General features: G+C 69.3%; 18 protein-coding genes. 6 read left to right on the forward strand and 12 right to left on the reverse strand.

The window, feature by feature from the left end:
* Positions 1-2 precede the first annotated feature (2 nt).
* From lipA to sucB, 4 genes are read right to left on the reverse strand one after another with little or no spacing between them, the layout of a single operon-like run.
* A complete protein-coding gene (lipA, locus tag A5698_RS02855) occupies positions 3-995 on the reverse strand; it encodes a lipoyl synthase (RefSeq protein WP_068293061.1) in 993 nt (330 codons plus the stop codon).
* Complete coding sequence (gene lipB, locus A5698_RS02860) at positions 995-1,699, reverse strand: lipoyl(octanoyl) transferase LipB (RefSeq protein ID WP_068293066.1); 705 nt, start codon at positions 1,697-1,699, stop codon at positions 995-997. The genes lipA and lipB overlap by 1 nt, the downstream gene beginning before the upstream one ends.
* Before the next feature lie 10 nt (positions 1,700-1,709).
* Positions 1,710-2,615, reverse strand: a complete 906-nt coding sequence (locus tag A5698_RS02865) for a TIGR01777 family oxidoreductase (RefSeq protein WP_067087784.1) — start codon at positions 2,613-2,615, stop codon at positions 1,710-1,712.
* A 30-nt stretch (positions 2,616-2,645) separates the two neighbouring features.
* Positions 2,646-4,493, reverse strand: a complete 1,848-nt coding sequence (sucB, locus tag A5698_RS02870) for a 2-oxoglutarate dehydrogenase, E2 component, dihydrolipoamide succinyltransferase (RefSeq protein ID WP_068293069.1) — start codon at positions 4,491-4,493, stop codon at positions 2,646-2,648.
* A gap of 157 nt (positions 4,494-4,650) precedes the next feature.
* Between sucB and A5698_RS02875 the strand changes: the two genes are divergently transcribed.
* Both A5698_RS02875 and A5698_RS02880 read left to right on the forward strand, forming a co-directional pair.
* A complete protein-coding gene (locus A5698_RS02875; RefSeq protein ID WP_068293071.1) occupies positions 4,651-5,007 on the forward strand; it encodes an oxidoreductase in 357 nt (118 codons plus the stop codon).
* A gap of 50 nt (positions 5,008-5,057) precedes the next feature.
* On the forward strand, positions 5,058-6,824 hold the full coding sequence (locus A5698_RS02880) for an SDR family oxidoreductase (protein ID WP_068293167.1): 1,767 nt from the start codon (positions 5,058-5,060) through the stop codon (positions 6,822-6,824).
* A gap of 69 nt (positions 6,825-6,893) precedes the next feature.
* Here the strand turns inward: A5698_RS02880 and A5698_RS02885 are convergent, their stop codons facing one another.
* Together A5698_RS02885 and A5698_RS02890 are read right to left on the reverse strand one after the other, a co-directional pair.
* A complete protein-coding gene (locus A5698_RS02885; protein WP_068293075.1) occupies positions 6,894-8,414 on the reverse strand; it encodes a leucyl aminopeptidase in 1,521 nt (506 codons plus the stop codon).
* 17 nt (positions 8,415-8,431) lie between these two features.
* Positions 8,432-9,517 (reverse strand): adenylate/guanylate cyclase domain-containing protein, encoded by a 1,086-nt coding sequence (locus tag A5698_RS02890; RefSeq protein ID WP_068293169.1) that lies wholly within the window; start codon positions 9,515-9,517, stop codon positions 8,432-8,434.
* Between the two features lie 45 nt (positions 9,518-9,562).
* On the opposite strand from A5698_RS02890, the gene gcvT reads away from it, so the two are divergent.
* Positions 9,563-10,657, forward strand: coding sequence for a glycine cleavage system aminomethyltransferase GcvT (gene gcvT / locus A5698_RS02895; protein ID WP_068293079.1), 1,095 nt, complete (start codon positions 9,563-9,565; stop codon positions 10,655-10,657).
* Between the two features lie 22 nt (positions 10,658-10,679).
* Positions 10,680-11,798 carry a branched-chain amino acid aminotransferase gene (locus tag A5698_RS02900; protein ID WP_068293081.1) on the forward strand — a complete coding sequence of 373 codons (1,119 nt, stop codon included), beginning with the start codon at positions 10,680-10,682 and terminating at the stop codon, positions 11,796-11,798.
* 23 nt (positions 11,799-11,821) lie between these two features.
* Here A5698_RS02900 and A5698_RS28365 read toward each other — a convergent pair whose 3' ends face one another.
* The 5 genes from A5698_RS28365 to A5698_RS02920 form a co-directional block, all read right to left on the reverse strand.
* Positions 11,822-11,968, reverse strand: a complete 147-nt coding sequence (locus tag A5698_RS28365; protein ID WP_156670590.1) for a hypothetical protein — start codon at positions 11,966-11,968, stop codon at positions 11,822-11,824.
* A 98-nt stretch (positions 11,969-12,066) separates the two neighbouring features.
* Positions 12,067-12,789 (reverse strand): adenosylcobinamide-GDP ribazoletransferase, encoded by a 723-nt coding sequence (locus tag A5698_RS02905; RefSeq protein ID WP_068293084.1) that lies wholly within the window; start codon positions 12,787-12,789, stop codon positions 12,067-12,069.
* Positions 12,790-12,792: 3 nt separating this feature from the next.
* Positions 12,793-13,842, reverse strand: coding sequence for a nicotinate-nucleotide--dimethylbenzimidazole phosphoribosyltransferase (cobT, locus tag A5698_RS02910; RefSeq protein WP_068293086.1), 1,050 nt, complete (start codon positions 13,840-13,842; stop codon positions 12,793-12,795).
* Entirely contained in the window at positions 13,839-14,369 is a 531-nt protein-coding gene (locus tag A5698_RS02915) for a bifunctional adenosylcobinamide kinase/adenosylcobinamide-phosphate guanylyltransferase (protein ID WP_068293090.1), read from the reverse strand. Before A5698_RS02915 ends, cobT begins: the two co-directional genes overlap by 4 nt.
* 5 nt (positions 14,370-14,374) lie before the next feature.
* The gene (locus tag A5698_RS02920; protein ID WP_231967281.1) at positions 14,375-14,998 is read right to left on the reverse strand and encodes a DUF3043 domain-containing protein; all 624 of its coding nucleotides are present in this window, start codon (positions 14,996-14,998) and stop codon (positions 14,375-14,377) included.
* A gap of 183 nt (positions 14,999-15,181) precedes the next feature.
* Here A5698_RS02920 and A5698_RS02925 point away from each other — a divergent pair, with 183 nt between their 5' ends.
* The gene (locus tag A5698_RS02925) at positions 15,182-15,556 is read left to right on the forward strand and encodes a HesB/IscA family protein (protein WP_067087765.1); all 375 of its coding nucleotides are present in this window, start codon (positions 15,182-15,184) and stop codon (positions 15,554-15,556) included.
* Between the two features lie 13 nt (positions 15,557-15,569).
* On the opposite strand, the gene A5698_RS02930 is transcribed toward A5698_RS02925, so the two are convergent.
* Positions 15,570-16,199, reverse strand: coding sequence for an Rv0361 family membrane protein (locus tag A5698_RS02930; RefSeq protein WP_068293100.1), 630 nt, complete (start codon positions 16,197-16,199; stop codon positions 15,570-15,572).
* Between the two features lie 133 nt (positions 16,200-16,332).
* On the opposite strand from A5698_RS02930, the gene A5698_RS02935 reads away from it, so the two are divergent.
* Positions 16,333-17,307, forward strand: a complete 975-nt coding sequence (locus tag A5698_RS02935; RefSeq protein WP_068293103.1) for a carbohydrate kinase family protein — start codon at positions 16,333-16,335, stop codon at positions 17,305-17,307.
* The last annotated feature ends 6 nt before the right edge of the window (positions 17,308-17,313 follow it).

A 17,313-nucleotide genomic window follows, 5' to 3' on the forward strand; every position in this document is an offset into this window, starting at 1 on the left:
CTTCAGGATACGGAGTCCGATGTCGGCGCCGTCGCGGCTCCCGTCTGCGAAATCGCCTTGGCCTGCGCGTAGAGCCGACCTGCGCGGTATGACGACCTCACCAGCGGTCCGGCCAGCACACCGGAGAAGCCGAGCCCCTGCGCGAACCGCTCGTGCTCGACGAACTCGTCGGGGTGCACCCATCGCTCCACGGGGTGGTGGCGCGCCGACGGCCGCAGGTACTGCGTGATGGTGACGATGTCGCAGCCCGCGTCGTGCAGATCGGTCAGTGCGGTGCGCACCTCCTCGGGCGTCTCGCCCATGCCGAGGATCAGGTTCGACTTCGTCACCAACCCGTATTCGCGCGCCGCGGTCAGAACCTCGAGGCTGCGCTCGTACCGGAAGGCCGGCCGGATGCGCTTGAAGATCCGCGGAACTGTTTCGACGTTGTGCGCCAACACTTCTGGGCGCGAATCGAACACCTGGCGCAGCAGATCCGGATCACCGTTGAAGTCGGGGATCAGCAACTCGACGCCGGTGTTCGGGTTGAGCGCCTTGATCGCGCGGACCGTCTCGGCGTACAGCCACGCGCCGCCGTCGGGCAGGTCGTCGCGGGCCACACCGGTCACCGTCGAGTAGCGCAACCCCATCGCCTGCACGCTCTCGGCGACCCGGCGCGGCTCGTCGCGGTCGAGCTCGGCCGGCTTGCCCGTGTCGATCTGGCAGAAATCGCACCGACGCGTGCACTGCTCACCGCCGATCAGGAAGGTGGCCTCGCGGTCCTCCCAGCATTCGAAGATGTTGGGGCAGCCGGCCTCTTCGCAGACGGTGTGCAGACCCTCGCGCTTCACCAGCGCCTTGAGCTCTTGGTACTCCGGACCCATCCGGGCACGGGTCTTGATCCACGGCGGCTTGCGCTCTATCGGCGTCTCGGCGTTGCGAACCTCGAGACGCAGCAGCCGCCGGCCTTCCGGAGCCGCATGGCCGGCGACATTGGATGAACGAGCGACAGTCACTACGTCAACGCTACTACCAGCCGACCGTCGAGCGCATCGCACACGGCCTCGGCCACCGGGTCGGCGACGTCGGCGACCGCGACGCGACGCCCCAGTTCAGCCGTCAGCGAAGTGACCCCGGCGTCGGCGATTCCGCACGGCACGATCGCCGAATACGCCGACAGGTCGCAGTCGCAGTTCAGGGCGAACCCGTGCAGCGTCGTCGCCCGCGACACCCGGATCCCGATGGCGGCGATCTTGCGGGCCGGACCGGTTTCGTCGGTACCGGATTCGCGGCCCGCCGCGGAAGGCACCCACACCCCGGAGCGACCCTCTACGCGGCCGGCCGGCACGCCCAGGTCGGAGCAGACCTTGATCAGCGCCTCCTCGAGGCGGCGCACGAAGTTGACGACATCCAGCGGTTCGACCAGGCCGACGATCGGATAGCCGACGAGCTGACCGGGCCCGTGCCAGGTGATCTTCCCGCCGCGGTCGGTGTCGATGACGGGCGTGGTGCCGACGCCGGGGCGGGGCCGCTCCTCGGCGAGCGTGCGCCGCCCCGCGGTGTACACCGGCGGGTGCTCGAGCAGCAGGAGCGTGTCCGGGCCGCCCGCCACCCGCTGGTCGGCGATCGTGCGCTGCAGCTGCCACGCGTTCTCGTACTCGACCGACCCCAGCCGGCGCACGTCGACCGGCGCTATCGCCGAACGAATCGAATCCGCCATACCGACGACGCTACTCCGGCGACGCGGTGGCGAACGCCAATGCCTCACCAATGGTGTTGTGGTGGAAGACGAAACCGGCCCGTTCGAGCGCGGCCGGAATGGCGCGTTGACCGCCGAGCAGACCCTCGTCGGCGAACTCGCCGAGCGCGGCGCGCAGCGCAAACCCGGGCACCATCAACGGTGTCGGGCGGTTGACCGCGCGGCCCACCGCCGTCGTGAACTCGGCGTTGGTGACCGGCGCCGGGCCGGTCAGGTTCACCGGACCCGACAGCTCGTCGTGCGAGATCGCGAACAGCAGCGCGCGGATCTCGTCCTCCAGGCTGATCCACGGCATGTACTGGCGGCCGTTGCCCAGCCTGGCGCCCAGTCCCAGGGAGAACAGCGGCTTGAGCCTGCCCAGCATCCCTCCGGCCTGCGCCAACACCAGTCCCGACCGCACCAGCACCACCCGGGCGCCATCCTGGCGGGCCGGCCAGGTGGCGGCCTCCCAGTCGACGCAGAGATTGGCGAGGAACCCGTCGCCGGCCGGAGCGGTCTCGTCGGTGACGCGGGGTCCCGTGTCGCCGTAGTACCCGACCGCGCTGGCGTTGACCAGCACGGGCACCCCCGCCTCCGCGACGGCGGTGGACAGCACCTCGGTCGGTCCGATGCGGCTGTCGCGCAGGCTCTGCTTGAACGCACCCGACCACCGCTTCTCGCCGACGTTCACCCCGCACAGGTTGACCACGGCATCCACCCCGGCCAGCGTCGCCGGGTCGAACTCTCCGGTGTCGGGGTTCCAGAACACCTCGTCGGCGTTCGACGGCGCGCGCCGGACGATGCGGAGCACACGGCGGTCGGTGGCGCGCAGCGCGTAGACCAGAGCCGTGCCGATCAGACCGGACGATCCCGCGATCGCGATTACGGCTTCGGACACGACAGGCGTAAGCCCTTCTCTCGGAACCTTCTACAGGCCCAGATCGGCCTCGAATGCGCCTTCCTCGAGGCGGCGCTTGACAGTGGTCAGGAAGCGTCCGGCGTCGGCACCGTCGATCAACCGGTGGTCGTAGGTCAGCGGCAGGTAGCACACCGACCGCACGCCGATCGACTCGTTGCCGAACTCGTCGGCGATCACCCGCGGCCGCTTGACGATCGCACCCGTGCCCAACATCGCCGCCTGCGGCGGCACCAGGATCGGCGTGTCGAACAGTGCGCCCTGGCTACCGATGTTGGTGATGGTGAACGTCCCGCCGGACAACTCGTCGGGCTTGAGGTCACCGGACCTGGCGCGCGCGGCGATGTCCGAGATCGCGCGGGCCAGCCCGCCCAGTGACAGGTCGCCGGCGTTCTTGATGACCGGTGAGAGCAGACCCTGTTCGGTGTCCACCGCGATGCCGAGATGCTCGGCGTCGTAGTAGGTGATCTCCTTGGTCTCTTCGTTGTAGCTGGCGTTGACGTTCGGATGCGCCTTGAGCGCGTCGATGACCGCGACCGCGATGAACGGCAGATAGGTCAGGTTCACGCCCTCGCGTTCGGCGAAGTTGGCCTTCGCCCGCGCCCGCAGCGACACGATCCTGGTCATGTCGACCTCGTGGGTCTGCGTCAATTGCGCTGTCGCCTGCAGAGATTCGCGGGTCTTCTTGGCGGTCAGCTGCCGGATGCGGGTGGCCTTCTGCGTGGTGCCGCGCAGGTGTGCCAGCGATGCGCGCGAGGCGTTGGCGTCTGCAGGCGCCGCCGCCGCCGCCGGCGACTTGCCCGGGGCCTCGGCGGCCTGTTCGGTCGACGGGGCCTTGCTCGACTCCGCAGCCGCCAGAACGTCCTGCTTGCGGATCCGTCCACCGACCCCGGTGCCCTTCACGCTGGCGAGGTCAACGTTGTTCTCCGCGGCCAGCTTTCGCACCAACGGGGTGACGTAGGGGCCCGAGTCGCTCGACGGCTCCGGTTCGGACTTCGGTTGGGGCTTGGGCTCCGGCTTCGATTCGGATTTCGGCTCGGGCTTGGGTTCGGACTTGGCCTCTTGCTTGGGTTCCGGCTCGGGCTCTTTCTTCGACTCCTGCTTCGGTTCGGGTTCGGGCTCCGGTTCGGGCTCGGGTTCCGGTTCGGGCTCGGGTTCGGGTTCGGCCTGCGCATCGGCATCGCCGATCTTGGCCAGTTCGCCACCCACCTCGACGGTGTCGTCTTCTTCGGCGACGATCTCGATCAGCGTGCCTGCCACGGGCGAGGGGATCTCGGTGTCGACCTTGTCCGTCGAGACCTCCAGCAGCGGCTCGTCGACCTCCACGCTGTCGCCGACCTTCTTCAGCCAACGGGTCACGGTGCCTTCGGTGACCGACTCGCCGAGTTCGGGCATCAGCACCGGTGTCGCCTTACCCGAGGACTTCGCGGCGGGCTTGGCCTTGGGCTCGGGTTCTGATTCCGTCTCCTCGGAGGCGGGTTCGGACTGCGCGGCGGGCTCCTCTGCCGGCTTCTCCTCCTCGGCGGGCTCCTCCTGGTCCTCGGGCTCCTCGTCGGCTTCGTCGGAGCCGCCGGTGTCGCCTTCGTCCTCGTCGGAGCCTCCGGAGTCACCCCCGTCCTCGTCGGCGTCGCCGATGACCGCGAGCTCGCCGCCCACCTCAACGGTGTCGTCCTCCTGGGCGATGATCTTCTTCAGCACACCGGAAGCGGGCGCGGGGATCTCGGTGTCGACCTTGTCGGTGGAGACTTCGAGCAACGGCTCATCTTGTTCGACCGTGTCACCCTCTTGCTTGAGCCATCGGGTGACAGTCCCCTCGGTAACGCTCTCACCGAGTGCGGGCATCTGAACAGAGATGGCCATGTGATTGACTCCCTCGCTCCCTTGAACGGTCGTCGATCGTGCTGGGTGATTGTCTTCATACCCATCCTGTCACGTCCGGACGCGCAGTTCGCCGCAGACTGTCCGACCCAACGCTCTGGCACTATCGAAAGAGCTATCGGAGGGAGAACGGACGGGAGTGGGAGTCCTCGACAGGTTCCGGCGCGGCAGGCGCGGGTCCACAGGCCCGCGCGACGATCTCGCCGCCGATCTGAACTACCTGCGCCAGTGGGTCGCCGACCACACCGACGTGGAAGCGTTCGTCGAACCGAAGACCACCGTCACCGATGTCACCGTCGTGCTGGTCGCCGCCGACGGCGAGTGGACGCGGCGCCGTGCCGGGGGAGACGCGGGTGCCCGCAAGCTGTCCGATCGGCTGAAGATCCCCGTCTATGACGTGCAGAAAGTGGGCTATCCGCAGCGGATGCGCGACTACGACGAGCGGCGCCGGATCGAGCGCCGACGTGCGGTGCGGCGCGAACTCGAGGAGCGCTAGCCGCAGCACTGATACGGTACCGGCGGTTCCGCCAATTCACGGGAGGTGTGATGGGGGAGATCGCGCAGCGATTCGTCGATAGCACGGATGACGTGCGGATCGCGGTCTACGAAGAGGGCAACCCCGACCGTCCCACGCTGGTTCTCGTGCACGGGTGGCCGGATACGCACGTCCTGTGGGACGGAGTGGTACCCCGGCTGGCCGAGCGGTTCCGCATCGTGCGCTACGACAACCGTGGCGTCGGGGAATCGACTGGGCCCAAACGGGTTTCGGGCTACCGCATGTCGAAGTACGCCGACGACTTCGAAGCGGTCGTCGCCGCGGTCAGCCCGGGCGGGCCGGTGCACGTGCTCGCCCACGACTGGGGTTCGGCGGCCATGTGGGAGTACCTTGCCCGGCCCGGCGCCGGCGACCGGATCGCGTCGTTCACCTCGATCTCGGGTCCCAGCATCGATCACCTCAACATCTTCGTCACTGGCGCCCTGATGCGCCCGTGGCGTCCGCGCCGGTTCGTGCGCGCGCTGAGCCAGTTCCTGTCGTTCTCGTACATGGGGTTCTTCTCGATTCCGGTGGTGGCTCCGCTGGCGGTGCGCGCCTTCGTCGCCGAGCTCGTGCGCCAGATCCTGTTGGTGCGCGACGGCATCCCGCGCGAGCAACTGCACCATTCGGCGACCTACAAGTCCGACGCCGCGAAGGGCGTCAAGGTGTACGGCGCCAACTACCTGCGGTCGATGGCGCCGGGACGCAAGGACCACTACGTCGACGTTCCGGTGCAGCTGATCGTCAACACCAGGGATCCGTTCGTCCGGCCGCACGTCTACGAGGACACCCGCCGGTGGGTGGCGCGGCTGTGGCGCCGCGACATCGCCGCCGGGCACTGGTCGCCGATGTCGCATCCGCAGGCCGTCGCCACGTCGGTCGAGCAGTTCGTCGACTATCTCGAGGGCGAGCCCCCGGCGCGTGAGCTATTGCGCGCGCAGGTCTGCCGGCCGCGCGAATACTTCAGCGACACACTGGTTTCGGTGACCGGTGCGGGCAGCGGCATCGGCCGTGCGACGGCGCTTGCCTTCGCCCGCGAGGGTGCCGAGATCGTCGTCAGCGACGTCGACGAGGGCACCGTGAAGGAGACCGCGGCCCAGATCGCCGCCCGCGGCGGAGTCGCGCACGCCTACACCGTCGATGTGTCCGACGCCGACGCCGTCGAGCGGTTCGCCGACGAGGTGTGCGCCGATCACGGCGTGCCCGACATCGTGGTCAACAACGCGGGTGTCGGGCACGCGGGCATGTTCCTCGACACCCCTCGCGAGGAGTACGACCGCGTGCTGGCCATCAACTTCGGCGGAGTCGTCAACTGCTGCAGGTCATTTGGCCGCCGACTGGTCGACCGCGGGCTGGGCGGTCACGTCGTGAACATCTCGTCGATGGCGGCGTACTCGCCGCAGCAGTCGATGAACGCGTACGCCACCAGCAAGGCGGCGGTGTTCATGTTCGGCGACTGCCTGCGCGCCGAACTGGATCAGGCGGGTGTCGGCCTGACCACCGTGTGCCCCGGTGTCATCGACACCAACATCGTGCACACCACCCGCTTCGACGCGCCCGCGTCCAAGCTGGACAAGGTCGAGGCGCGCCGCGCACAGCTGGAGAAGGCGTTCTCCCGGCGCAAGTACGGTCCCGACAAGGTCGCCGACGCGATCGTCTCGTCGGTCAAGAAGAACAAACCGATCCGCCCGGTCACGCCCGAGGCGCACATCGTCTACGGCGTCGCGCATCTGCTGCCGCAGGTGATGCGCAGCACCGCGCGCGGGAAGGTCCTCTAGCCGCTCGCCGCTACTGTCGGATCAGCCGCTTGCGGCTACTGCCGGTCAGCCGCTCGCGGCTACTGCCGGTCAGCCGCTCGCGGCTATATCTTCCAGGACCGCGAACATCGTCCGAGTCGGCACACCCGTGCCGCCCTTGCCGGTGTAGCCCCACGGGCCTGACGTGTTGTACGCCGGTCCCGCGATGTCGATGTGGGCCCACTGCACGCCCTCGCGCACGAATTCGCGCAGGTATGTGCCGGCGACCAGCATCCCGGCGAAGCGGGACCCGCTGACGTTGGCGAGATCGGCGACCGTCGACTTGAGGTCGTCCTTGAGTTCCTCCGGCAACGGCATGGGCCAGGCGTTTTCGCCGACGGCCTGCGAAATCCTCGCCACCCGGTCGCGGAACTCGTCGCTGCCCATGACGCCCGGTGTGCGGGAGCCGAGCGCGACGGTCTGCGCGCCGGTGAGCGTCGAGGTCTCGATCAGGTAATCCGGTTCGTCCTCACCGGCCCGCACGATCGCGTCGGCCAGGATGAGCCTGCCCTCGGCGTCAGTGTTGAGCACCTCGACCGTGATGCCGCCGTACTGGGTCAGCACATCACCGGGTCGCTGTGCGGTCGCCGACGGCATGTTCTCGGCCATCGGCACCGTAGCGATGACGTCGATCGGCAGCTTCTGCTTGGCGGCCAGGACAGCCGTCGCGATGACGGCCGCCGCGCCGCCCATGTCGGAGGTCATGTGGTGCATGTTCGCCGCGGGCTTGATCGAGATGCCGCCGGTGTCGAACGTGATGCCCTTGCCGACCAGCGCGACCTTCTTGCCCTTGCGCTTGGCGCCCTTGTGCGTCAACCGCACCAACCGCGGCGGTCGTGACGACCCCTTGCCGACGCCGATGATGCCGCCGTAACCCGCCTTCTCCAGTGCCTTCTCGTCGAGGATCTCAACCGACAGGCCGGCCGCCTCACCCAAAGCCTTTGCGCGCCGGGCGAACTCGTGGGGGAAGAGATGGCTGGGCGGCGTGTTGACGAAATCTCGAGCGGTGGCCACCGCCGTCGCGATGTCCGCCGCACGCTGCGCGGACTCCTTGGTGGCCGACTTGGTGTCGGGGGCCAGCGCGGTGATCTCGCGCAGGCCGGCGTCCTTCGGGGCGGTCTTCTCGCTGCGGAAGTCGCTGAACCGGTACGCGCCCAGGATCAGCCCCTCGATCGCCGCGGTCAGGTCCACACCCGACAGCGTGGTCACCACCGACTCGGTGCCGTTGAGCGAACGGGCGGCGACGCCCGCGGCGCGGCGCACCGCGTCGGGTGAGTAACTGTCGCGCCGCTTGCCGAGCCCGACCGCCAGCACGCTGCCCACCGGGAGCGACGGCGCCACCACGCGCGTCACCTGCTCGCTGCCTGCCTTGGCGCCGAGCGCCGCCAGCGCGGTCTCGATCTCGGCGACGGCCGAGGTGTCGAGGAACGGGCTGGCCAACACCTTCGCCGAGGAGTCGTCGTCACCGTTGACCACGGGCACGATCAGCACCGAGGCGTCGACCTTGCGTTTGGGCAGCGAGGAGCTGACGGTGACGATGGGGGCTTGGTATCCGGCGGTTGCAGGGCTCACGACGCCCAACAGTAGCTTCAGGAGCCGGCGTGCAGGTCGTAGGCCGTGACCGGGCCCTCGAAACCCTTGAGCGTCAAGGGTTCCAGCGGGCTCGCGGGGTGGCCGGGCAGCGCGTCGAGCACGTCGCCCGCGGCGAGGATCTGGCCGGGCGCCGCCGCGCTGACCAGCCGCGCGGCCAGGTTGACCGGGGTGCCGAAGTAGTCGCCCCCGATGGCGAGCACCAGGCCGTACCCGAGCCCGGCCCGCACACCCAGGCCGCTCTCGCGGGCCCGCGGATAGTCGACCAGGTCCCTCGCCGCTTCGAGCAGCTGTTCCGGGTCGGAGTTCACCCACATCACCTCGTCGCCGATGAACTTGACCACCCGGCCGCCGTCGCCGTGCACCACGTCGCTCACCGCGCCGCTGAACTCGACCAACAGGTCGGACAGCTCCGTCGGGCTCAGCCGCTGGGTCAGCACCGTGAACCCGGACAGGTCGGCGAACCCGACACCGCAGGTCACCATCGCCGACGAGTCGTGGATGACGTTCTCGAAGTAGGCCCTGGCGCTGGTGATGTGGTGGCGCCACACCGAGTCCATCAGCGCCGAGATGCCGGGTACCAGCTCGGCGACGGCGCGGTAGGCCCGTGCGGTGGTGAGCTCGTCGTGGGTGTGGGTCATCAGCAGGTCCGGCTGGGCGAGCCGGATCATCGATCCGCTCGCCTCGGCGAGCCGCGCCATCGTCGCACCGATGATCCGCAGGAAGTTGAGCGCGGCGTCCGGGCCAGTCACCGCGCTGATCGTGCGCCAGGACTGCAGTGCGTCGACGTCGGCGGTGCTCAGTGCGGGCACGTCGGGGCCGGCGACCCGCAGGCCGAGCGCCTGCCAGGCGTGGTTGAGATCGGCGAGCGGCACGCCGAGCCCCTCGGCGGCCGCCCGCAGCGTGACGGTGGGCGGGCCGGACCACTGCAGGACGTCTCCGGCGAGGCCGAAGAGCCGGCCCCGCCGTTCGGCCTCGACCATGTCCTCGGCGGTGAACCCCAGCGAGTCGAGGTAGGAGATCAGCCCCGCCCGGTCGTGGGCGTCGGCGATCCCGGCGGCTTGCAGCGCGTCGAGATCGACCACCTGCACAAGTGTGCCAACTGAGCGTCCCCATTAGGGTGGATCGGCGTGACCAACGTGTTGAAGGGCCCGCTGGAAGACCGCCACCGCGAACTGGGCGCGAACTTCGCCGAATTCGGCGGCTGGCTGATGCCCGTCTCGTACGCGGGAACGGTCAGCGAGCACACCTCCACCCGCAACACCGTCGGGCTCTTCGACGTCAGCCATCTGGGCAAGGCGCTGGTGCGTGGACCGGGCGCGGCCGAATACGTCAACTCCGCGTTCACCAACGATCTGCGCCGTATCGGCCCGGGCAAGGCGCAATACACGTTGTGCTGCAACGACTCCGGCGGCGTGATCGACGACCTGATCGCCTACTACGTCTCCGACGAGGAGATCTTCCTGGTGCCCAACGCCGCCAACACCGCCGCGGTCGTCGCGGCGCTGCAGGAGCGGGCACCGGCCGGGCTCACCATCACCGACGAGCACCGCGCGTTTGCGGTGCTGGCGGTGCAGGGGCCGAAGTCGGCCGAGGTGGTCGGCGGGTTGGGGCTGCCGACGGACATGGACTACATGGGTTACGCCGACGCCGAGTTCGCCGGGGTGCCCGTGCGGGTGTGCCGCACCGGTTACACCGGCGAGCACGGTTATGAGCTGCTGCCCCCGTGGGACCGGTCCGACGTGGTGTTCGACGCACTGCTCGAGGCCGTCACGGCCGCGGGTGGCGAGCCCGCCGGACTGGGCGCGCGCGACACCCTGCGCACCGAGATGGGCTATCCGCTACACGGTCACGAACTGTCGCTGGATTTCTCGCCGCTGCAGGCCCGTTGCGGGTGGGCCATCGGCTGGCGCAAGGACGCGTTCTGGGGCCGCGACGCGCTGCTTGCCGAGAAGGAGGCCGGGCCGCCCCGGCTGCTGCGTGGACTGAAGGCCGTCGGTCGGGGAGTGCTGCGGGCCGACCTCACGGTGCTCGACGGGGACCGGCCCGTGGGGGTGACGACGTCGGGAACCTTCTCTCCCACATTGAAAGTCGGCATCGGGCTGGCCTTGATCGACACCGCGGCCGACATCGCCGACGGGGCACGCGTCGCAGTCGACGTCCGGGGCCGCGCCCTCGAGTGTGAGGTGGTCAAGCCGCCGTTCGTCGCGGCAAAAACCCGCTAGCGCCCGGATATACAATCGCTGCATGACTGACGGCCCCCTCGAGTTCACGGTTGAGCGCAATGCGAACCCGGCGAGCGATGAGGTACGGGCGTCGATCCTGGCCAACCCCGGATTCGGCCGGTACCACACCGATCACATGGTCTCGATCGACTGGCACAAGGACGGGGCCGAGGGTGAGGGGTGGCACAACGCGCGTGTGATCCCGTACGGCCCGATCGAACTCGATCCGTCGGCGATCGTGCTGCACTACGCGCAGGAGATCTTCGAAGGCCTCAAGGCCTACCGCTGGGCGGACGGTTCGGTGGTGTCCTTCCGGCCGGAGGCCAACGCACGCCGGCTGCGGACATCGGCGCGCCGGCTCGCGATTCCCGAGCTTCCCGAGGACGTTTTCATCGAGTCGCTGCGCCGGCTCATCGCCGTCGACGAGCAGTGGGTCCCACCCGCCGGCGGCGAGGAGTCGCTGTATCTGCGGCCGTTCGTGTTCGCCACCGAGCCCGGACTGGGCGTGCGGCCGGCGACGCAGTACCGCTACATGGTCATCGGTTCACCCGCGGGCGCCTACTTCAAGGGCGGCGTCAAACCGGTCAGTGTGTGGCTGTCCACCGAGTATGTGCGCGCCTGCCCGGGCGGGACCGGCGCCGCCAAATTCGGGGGCAACTACGCCGCTTCGCTGCTCGCGCAGGCGCAGGCCGCCGAGAACGACTGCGACCAGGTGGTGTGGTTGGACGCCGCCGAACGGCGCTTCGTCGAGGAGATGGGCGGGATGAACCTGTTCTTCGTCTTCGGCAGCGGTGGGTCGGCGCGGCTGGTCACGCCCGAGCTGAGCGGTTCGATCCTTCCCGGCGTGACGCGAGATTCGTTGCTGCAGTTGGCAACCGATGCAGGGTTCACCGTCGAGGAACGCAAGATTGATGTCGACGAGTGGCAGAAGAAGGCGGCCGCCGGCGAGATCACCGAGGTGTTCGCGTGCGGAACGGCCGCCGTCATCACCCCCGTCGGCACGGTCAAGCACGCCGAGGGTGAGTTCAGCATCGCCGATGGCGGGCCGGGGGAGATCACGATGGCGCTGCGCGACACGTTGACCGGGATCCAGCGCGGCACCTTCGCCGATACGCACGGCTGGATGGCCCGACTCGGCTGAGCCGGGCCACCCGCACCGCGCCGTCAGCCGATCAGGCTCTCGTGCTCGGGCAATAGGACGCGATCGAGGCGCCGACGATCACAGCGCACGCGTCGTGCTGCGGTCACGACGGCTGAGATGCCCAGCGCGCCCACGGCGGCGGCAATGGCGATGCGGCTCAGATCGAACATGTCGGGCTTCCTTTCGATGGTGGGTCCCTTGGGGGTACCGAAAGGCTCCGACGCCGTTCTTGGGGGATTCTTGGCGACTTCTTGGAGACCGGCGCGGCTCAGCGGATCGCGAGCCCCAGCGCCGTGACCGTCGTCGTCACTTCGATCGCGGCGCCGAGCACGTCGCCGGTGATGCCGCCGAAGCGTCGCACACAGTGCGCCACCAGCAGCGCGCCGCACGCCAGTCCCGCGGCGAGCGCCAGCGGCCCCTGCCAGAGCCGCGGGCCCGCGAGGACCGCGAGCCCGGCGACCGCGACGACCCACGCGCCTGCCACCGCCACCGGCTGCGTGCCCGCGACCCCTGCACCCAGCGCGCTTCCCTGTGCTGGGGGCACACCCCGGCGGCACGCCAGCACCGCGGCGACGCGGCCCGCCATGACGGCGACAACCAGCCCGACCGCAGACAGCCCGCCGAACGTCAAGGCCTGCACCAGCAACACCAACACCACCGCGACGACCCCGAACGGGCCCGCGGAGCCGTCGCGCATCACCTCGAGGGCGCGCTGCGGGGGGCCGTAACACCCCAGACCGTCGGCGGTGTCGGCCAGCCCGTCGATATGCAGGCCGCGGGTCGCGCCCACGACGACGGCCACTGCGAGCACCCCGGCCAGCGGGCCCGCCCCGAACGCCCACGACGCCGCCCACACCATGGCCGCGGCCAGCGCGCCGATCACCGCTCCCGCCACCGGCAACGCCGTCAGCGCGCCGCGCCCGACCGCGGTCGTGCTGCGCACCGGCGCCACGGTGCCGAACGCGAAAGCCCCTGCAAGCGAACGGATCACGAGCTAGCGATCCTCGGCCGTGACGCCCGCCTCGTCGAACGTCGCCATCGACGTCAACGCCGCGACCGCGGCTCGCACGACCGACAGCGCGACCGCGGCGCCGGTGCCTTCGCCGAGGCGCATGCGCATGTCGAGGATCGGCTCCAGCCCCAGCCGGTTCAGTGCCACCTCGTGAGCGGGTTCAGTGGACAGGTGCCCGGCCTGCCACCAGTGGCGGGCGCCCGGCACGAGACGTTCGGCCAGCAGCGCGGCCGCGCTCACCACCAGCCCGTCGAGCAGCACCGGCGTCCGCCGCACCGCCGCCTGGGCGCAGAATCCCGTCATCGCCGCGATGTCCGCCCCGCCGCAGATCCTCAGCAGCGCAACGGGATCGGTGCGGCTGTCCCGGCACCTGTACAGCGCATCGCGGACTGCGGCGGTCTTGCGCGCCCAGCCCGCGTCGTCGACGCCCGTCCCGCGCCCAACGATCGCGACCGGCTCTGTGTCGGTGAGCGCTGCGATCAAAGTCGTTGCGGGAGTGGTGTTCCCGATGCCCATATCGCCCGCGATCAACAGATCGGCGCCGGAGTCGACCTCGTCGTCGACGATGCGGCGGCCGGCCTGAAGCGCGGCCTCGACCTCCTCGGGGCTCAACGCATCCTCGACGGCGATGTTGCCGCTGCCGCGACGCACCTTGTGCACACCGATCGCAGCCGAGTGTGGTTCGTCGGTGTCGACGGCGATGTCGACGACGCGCACGGTCGCGCCCGAGGTCTCGGCCAGCACGTTGATCGCGGCGCCGCCGGCGTCGAAGTTGGCGACCATCTGCGCGGTGACGTCGGCCGGATAGGCCGATACACCGGCCTTGGCGACGCCGTGGTCGCCGGCGAACACCACGACCCGGGGCCGCTGCACCGGCCGCGGCGGGCACGCGCCCTGACACGAGGCGATCCACACGGAGAGGTCCTCCAGCCTGCCCAGCGATCCCTTCGGCTTCGTGAGCCGGTCCTGCCGCGCCCGCGCCGCGGCGGCCGCCTCCGCGTCCGGCGGCTGGACGGGCGGGAAGTCCGTCACGCCGGCTCCTTGACGGCCAGCGGTTGGCCGGCGACGACGAGAACCACGCGGTCGCAGAGCGCGGCGAGCCGCTGGTTGAGTGTGCCCAGCTCGTCGGCGAAGCGGCGGCCGGCGTCCGTCGCGGGCACGACGCTCAACCCCACCTCGGGGCTGACCAGCGCCAGCGGAGCCGAAAACCCGTCGACGGCGCCGAGCAGGTCATCGACCTCGGCCGCGATCGAGCCGCCCGTCCACGCATCCGATCGGTCCATCGCCGCGGTCAGCCACGAGCCGACGTCGTCGACCAGGGTCGCGATCGGCTGGATGCGCAATTGCGTTGCCACGTCGGTGGTTTCGACGGTCTCCCAGCGATCCTGGCGACGCTCTCGGTGCGCCGTCACCCGGGCCGCCCACTCGGGGTCACCGGTGGGCGAGGGTCCGGTCGCGAGATAGCGCATCGGCTGCGCGTCGGCCGCCTCGGCGGCGAGTGCGGTTTCGGCCCACTGCGACTTACCCGACCGGATGCCGCCGAGCACCAGGGTGCGCACCGGGCTCAGGTGACCTTTTCGCCGCGGTTCACCTGCGGGCGCGGTGCGCGCATGCGCCGCAGCTGCGAGGCGCGGCTGGCCGCGTAGAAGCCGAGCTTCCAGCCGCCTTCGGTGTTGTCCGGGAACTTCTCGTCGACCAGCTTGTTGACCCGTCGACCGAGGATGAAGCCGTCGATCACCATGATCAGCACCAGCACGAGCATCAGGGGTGAGATCAGCCGCTGGACCTGGACCGAGGGCACCGCGAGCATCACGAAGATCAGACCGAGGGCCGAGGGCATGAACAGCCCGAGCACGTTGCGGCGGGCGTCGACCACGTCGCGGACGTAGCGGCGTACCGGACCCTTGTCGCGGGGGAGCAGGTAGGCCTCTTCGCCGGCCATCATCCGGTCGCGCCGTTCGTTCATCTGCTCGCGGCGCGCCGCCTTCTCCTCGCGCCGCTCCTCGCGGCTCATCTTGTTGCGCATCTCTTTGCGGCGGCGCCGCGCCTCGGCGGCCGTCATCGGGGCCGGCGCCACCGGTCCGCGCTTGCGGGCGGCCTGGTCGCGCTTGGGCGTCGGCCTGCCCTTGGGTGGGGTGGTGCCGCCGGGCCGGTCGGACTGCGCCTCCGAATCCGTGTTCTCCGCCACATCGGCATCCGATGCGTCGGTGTTCGGCTTGTCGTCTTTCTTGCGGCCCAGCAGTTTCACGCCTGCCAGGTTACTTCCGCGCCGACGGGCGGCGGCGGCCTGGGGACAAACTCGGGAATAGCGTCGAAAGGAGGTACCGTTGATTCAGTACGCGCCACGACAATGAGGCCTACAGGAGACGTAATGACAGTTCAGGAAGAGTCGGCAGGAACCCCGGGCACGGCGACCGCCACCCACGGTGTGATCTTGACCGATGCTGCTGCCGCCAAGGCCAAGGCGTTGCTGGACCAGGAGGGCCGCGACGACCTCGCCCTGCGCATCGCCGTGCAGCCGGGCGGGTGCGCTGGATTGCGCTACAACCTGTTCTTCGATGACCGGTCGCTCGACGGCGACCTGACCGCGGAGTTCGGCGGCGTGAACCTGACGGTGGACCGGATGAGCGCGCCGTATGTGCAAGGCGCCACCATTGACTTCGTCGACACCATCGAGAAGCAGGGTTTCACCATCGACAACCCCAACGCCACGGGTTCGTGCGCCTGCGGCGACTCGTTCAACTGACGATCGCAGCCGCTTAATACTGCCCCGACGTGCGCGGCAGGTAGGAACACACCAAGATCTCGTTGTCGTGCGCCAACAGCTGAGCGACGGCCTGCTGTTCGCGAGTGTCGCTCTGGTTGCGCCGCGATCCTGCCGGCGTCACCCTCATCGTGAACAACACCTGCGCCTGGTGGGGTGAGGGCTGCACGATCTTGTCGATCGACGTGACCTCGGCCTGCCGGTACTGCTTGCGGAAGGCGTCGCCGGACAGGCGGGCCAGCGCCAGATCGGAGCGCTTCTCCTTCACCGCATCGAACAGCCCGCACAGGGTGTGCCGGGCGACGGTCTCGTCGTCACCGTTGGTCAGCGCGTCCAGATAATCCTGGATGGCGGCCCTCGCTGACGAGTCGCTGAGCGCACTCGAACCCGGGGCATCGTCGCCGCCGCCCGACCTGGCGATGACCGCGACGATGGACGCGACCAACGCGAGTGCCACCAGGGCACCCAGAACGACCGGCCATCGCCTCTTTTTCCGGTACGGCACCGGCGGCGGCAGCATTCCCGGGTACGCCGACGGCACATTTTCCGGATAAGGAAGTGATTGCGGATACATTTGCGGGCCGGTCGGTCCAGCGCCGTAATCGGGCGGGTACGGACCGGTCATAGATTTGCTCCCCCGAGATGTGTGTAGGAACGTGCCTGTCTACAGTGCTGCTTGGAAGGCGGACATGTCTTTTTGTACGCAGGTTAGCGCACTAGAATTACCTAGGCGACTTAACAAATGAAGGGTGTAGTTCGTGACAATTGCGGTGACCGGATCGATTGCAACTGACCATCTGATGCGGTTCCCCGGGAAATTCTCCGAACAGCTGCTGCCCGATCACCTGCAGAAAGTCTCGCTCAGTTTCCTGGTCGACGATCTCGTCGTGCACCGCGGCGGCGTCGCGGGCAACATGGCGTTCGCGATCGGCGTGCTCGGCGGCGACGTTGCGCTCGTGGGCGCCGTCGGCCGCGATTTCGACGACTATCGCAGCTGGCTGGAGGCCGTCGGCGTCGACACCGAGAGCGTGCTGGTCTCCGACAGCGCCTACACCGCGCGATTCGTCTGCACCACCGACGAGGCCATGGCGCAGATCGCGTCGTTCTATCCGGGTGCGATGTCGGAGGCGCGCAACATCTCGCTGGCGGACCTGACGAAGCGGATCGGCACGCCGGAACTGGTGATCGTCGGCGCCAACGACCCCGAGGCGATGTTCCTGCACACCGAGGAGTGCCGCAAGCTCGGGCTGGCCTTCGCCGCAGATCCCTCCCAGCAGCTGGCGCGGCTGTCGGGGGAGGAGATCCGCAAGCTGATCGACGGTGCCACCTACCTGTTCACCAACGACTACGAATGGGATCTGCTGCTGCAGAAGTCCGGCTGGAGCGAGGCCCAGGTGATGAGCCAGATCGGGCTGCGCGTCACCACGCTCGGCCCCAAGGGTGTGGATCTGGTCAGCTCCGACGGCACCTTCATCCACGTCGGCGTGGTTCCCGAGAAGCGCCAGGCCGACCCGACCGGCATCGGGGACGCGTTCCGGGCCGGCTTCCTGACCGGGCGCAGCGCCGGGCTGAGCCTGGAGCGCTCTGCGCAGCTCGCCTCGCTGGTGGCCGTGCTCGTGTTCGAGGCGCCCGGCCCGCAGGAGTGGAGCTGGAACCGCGAGGAGGCGATTGCGCGACTGGGCGACGCCTACGGCGACGAAGCGGCGGCGGAGATCGCCTCCGCTCTCAAATAAGGGCGG

It is taken from the genome of Mycobacterium sp. E136 (genome assembly GCF_001666865.1).
Taxonomy (GTDB): domain Bacteria; phylum Actinomycetota; class Actinomycetes; order Mycobacteriales; family Mycobacteriaceae; genus Mycobacterium.

Bases quoted from the DNA above. Each gene is read 5' to 3' on its own strand.
- lipB (WP_068293066.1), bottom strand. From the start codon at position 1,699: ATGGCGGATTCGATTCGTTCGGCGATAGCGCCGGTCGACGTGCGCCGG.
- sucB (WP_068293069.1), bottom strand. From the start codon at position 4,493: ATGGCCATCTCTGTTCAGATGCCCGCACTCGGTGAGAGCGTTACCGAG.
- A5698_RS02880 (WP_068293167.1), top strand. From the start codon at position 5,058: ATGGGGGAGATCGCGCAGCGATTCGTCGATAGCACGGATGACGTGCGG.
- A5698_RS02900 (WP_068293081.1), top strand. From the start codon at position 10,680: ATGACTGACGGCCCCCTCGAGTTCACGGTTGAGCGCAATGCGAACCCG.
- A5698_RS28365 (WP_156670590.1), bottom strand. From the start codon at position 11,968: ATGTTCGATCTGAGCCGCATCGCCATTGCCGCCGCCGTGGGCGCGCTG.
- A5698_RS02925 (WP_067087765.1), top strand. From the start codon at position 15,182: ATGACAGTTCAGGAAGAGTCGGCAGGAACCCCGGGCACGGCGACCGCC.
- A5698_RS02930 (WP_068293100.1), bottom strand. From the start codon at position 16,199: ATGACCGGTCCGTACCCGCCCGATTACGGCGCTGGACCGACCGGCCCG.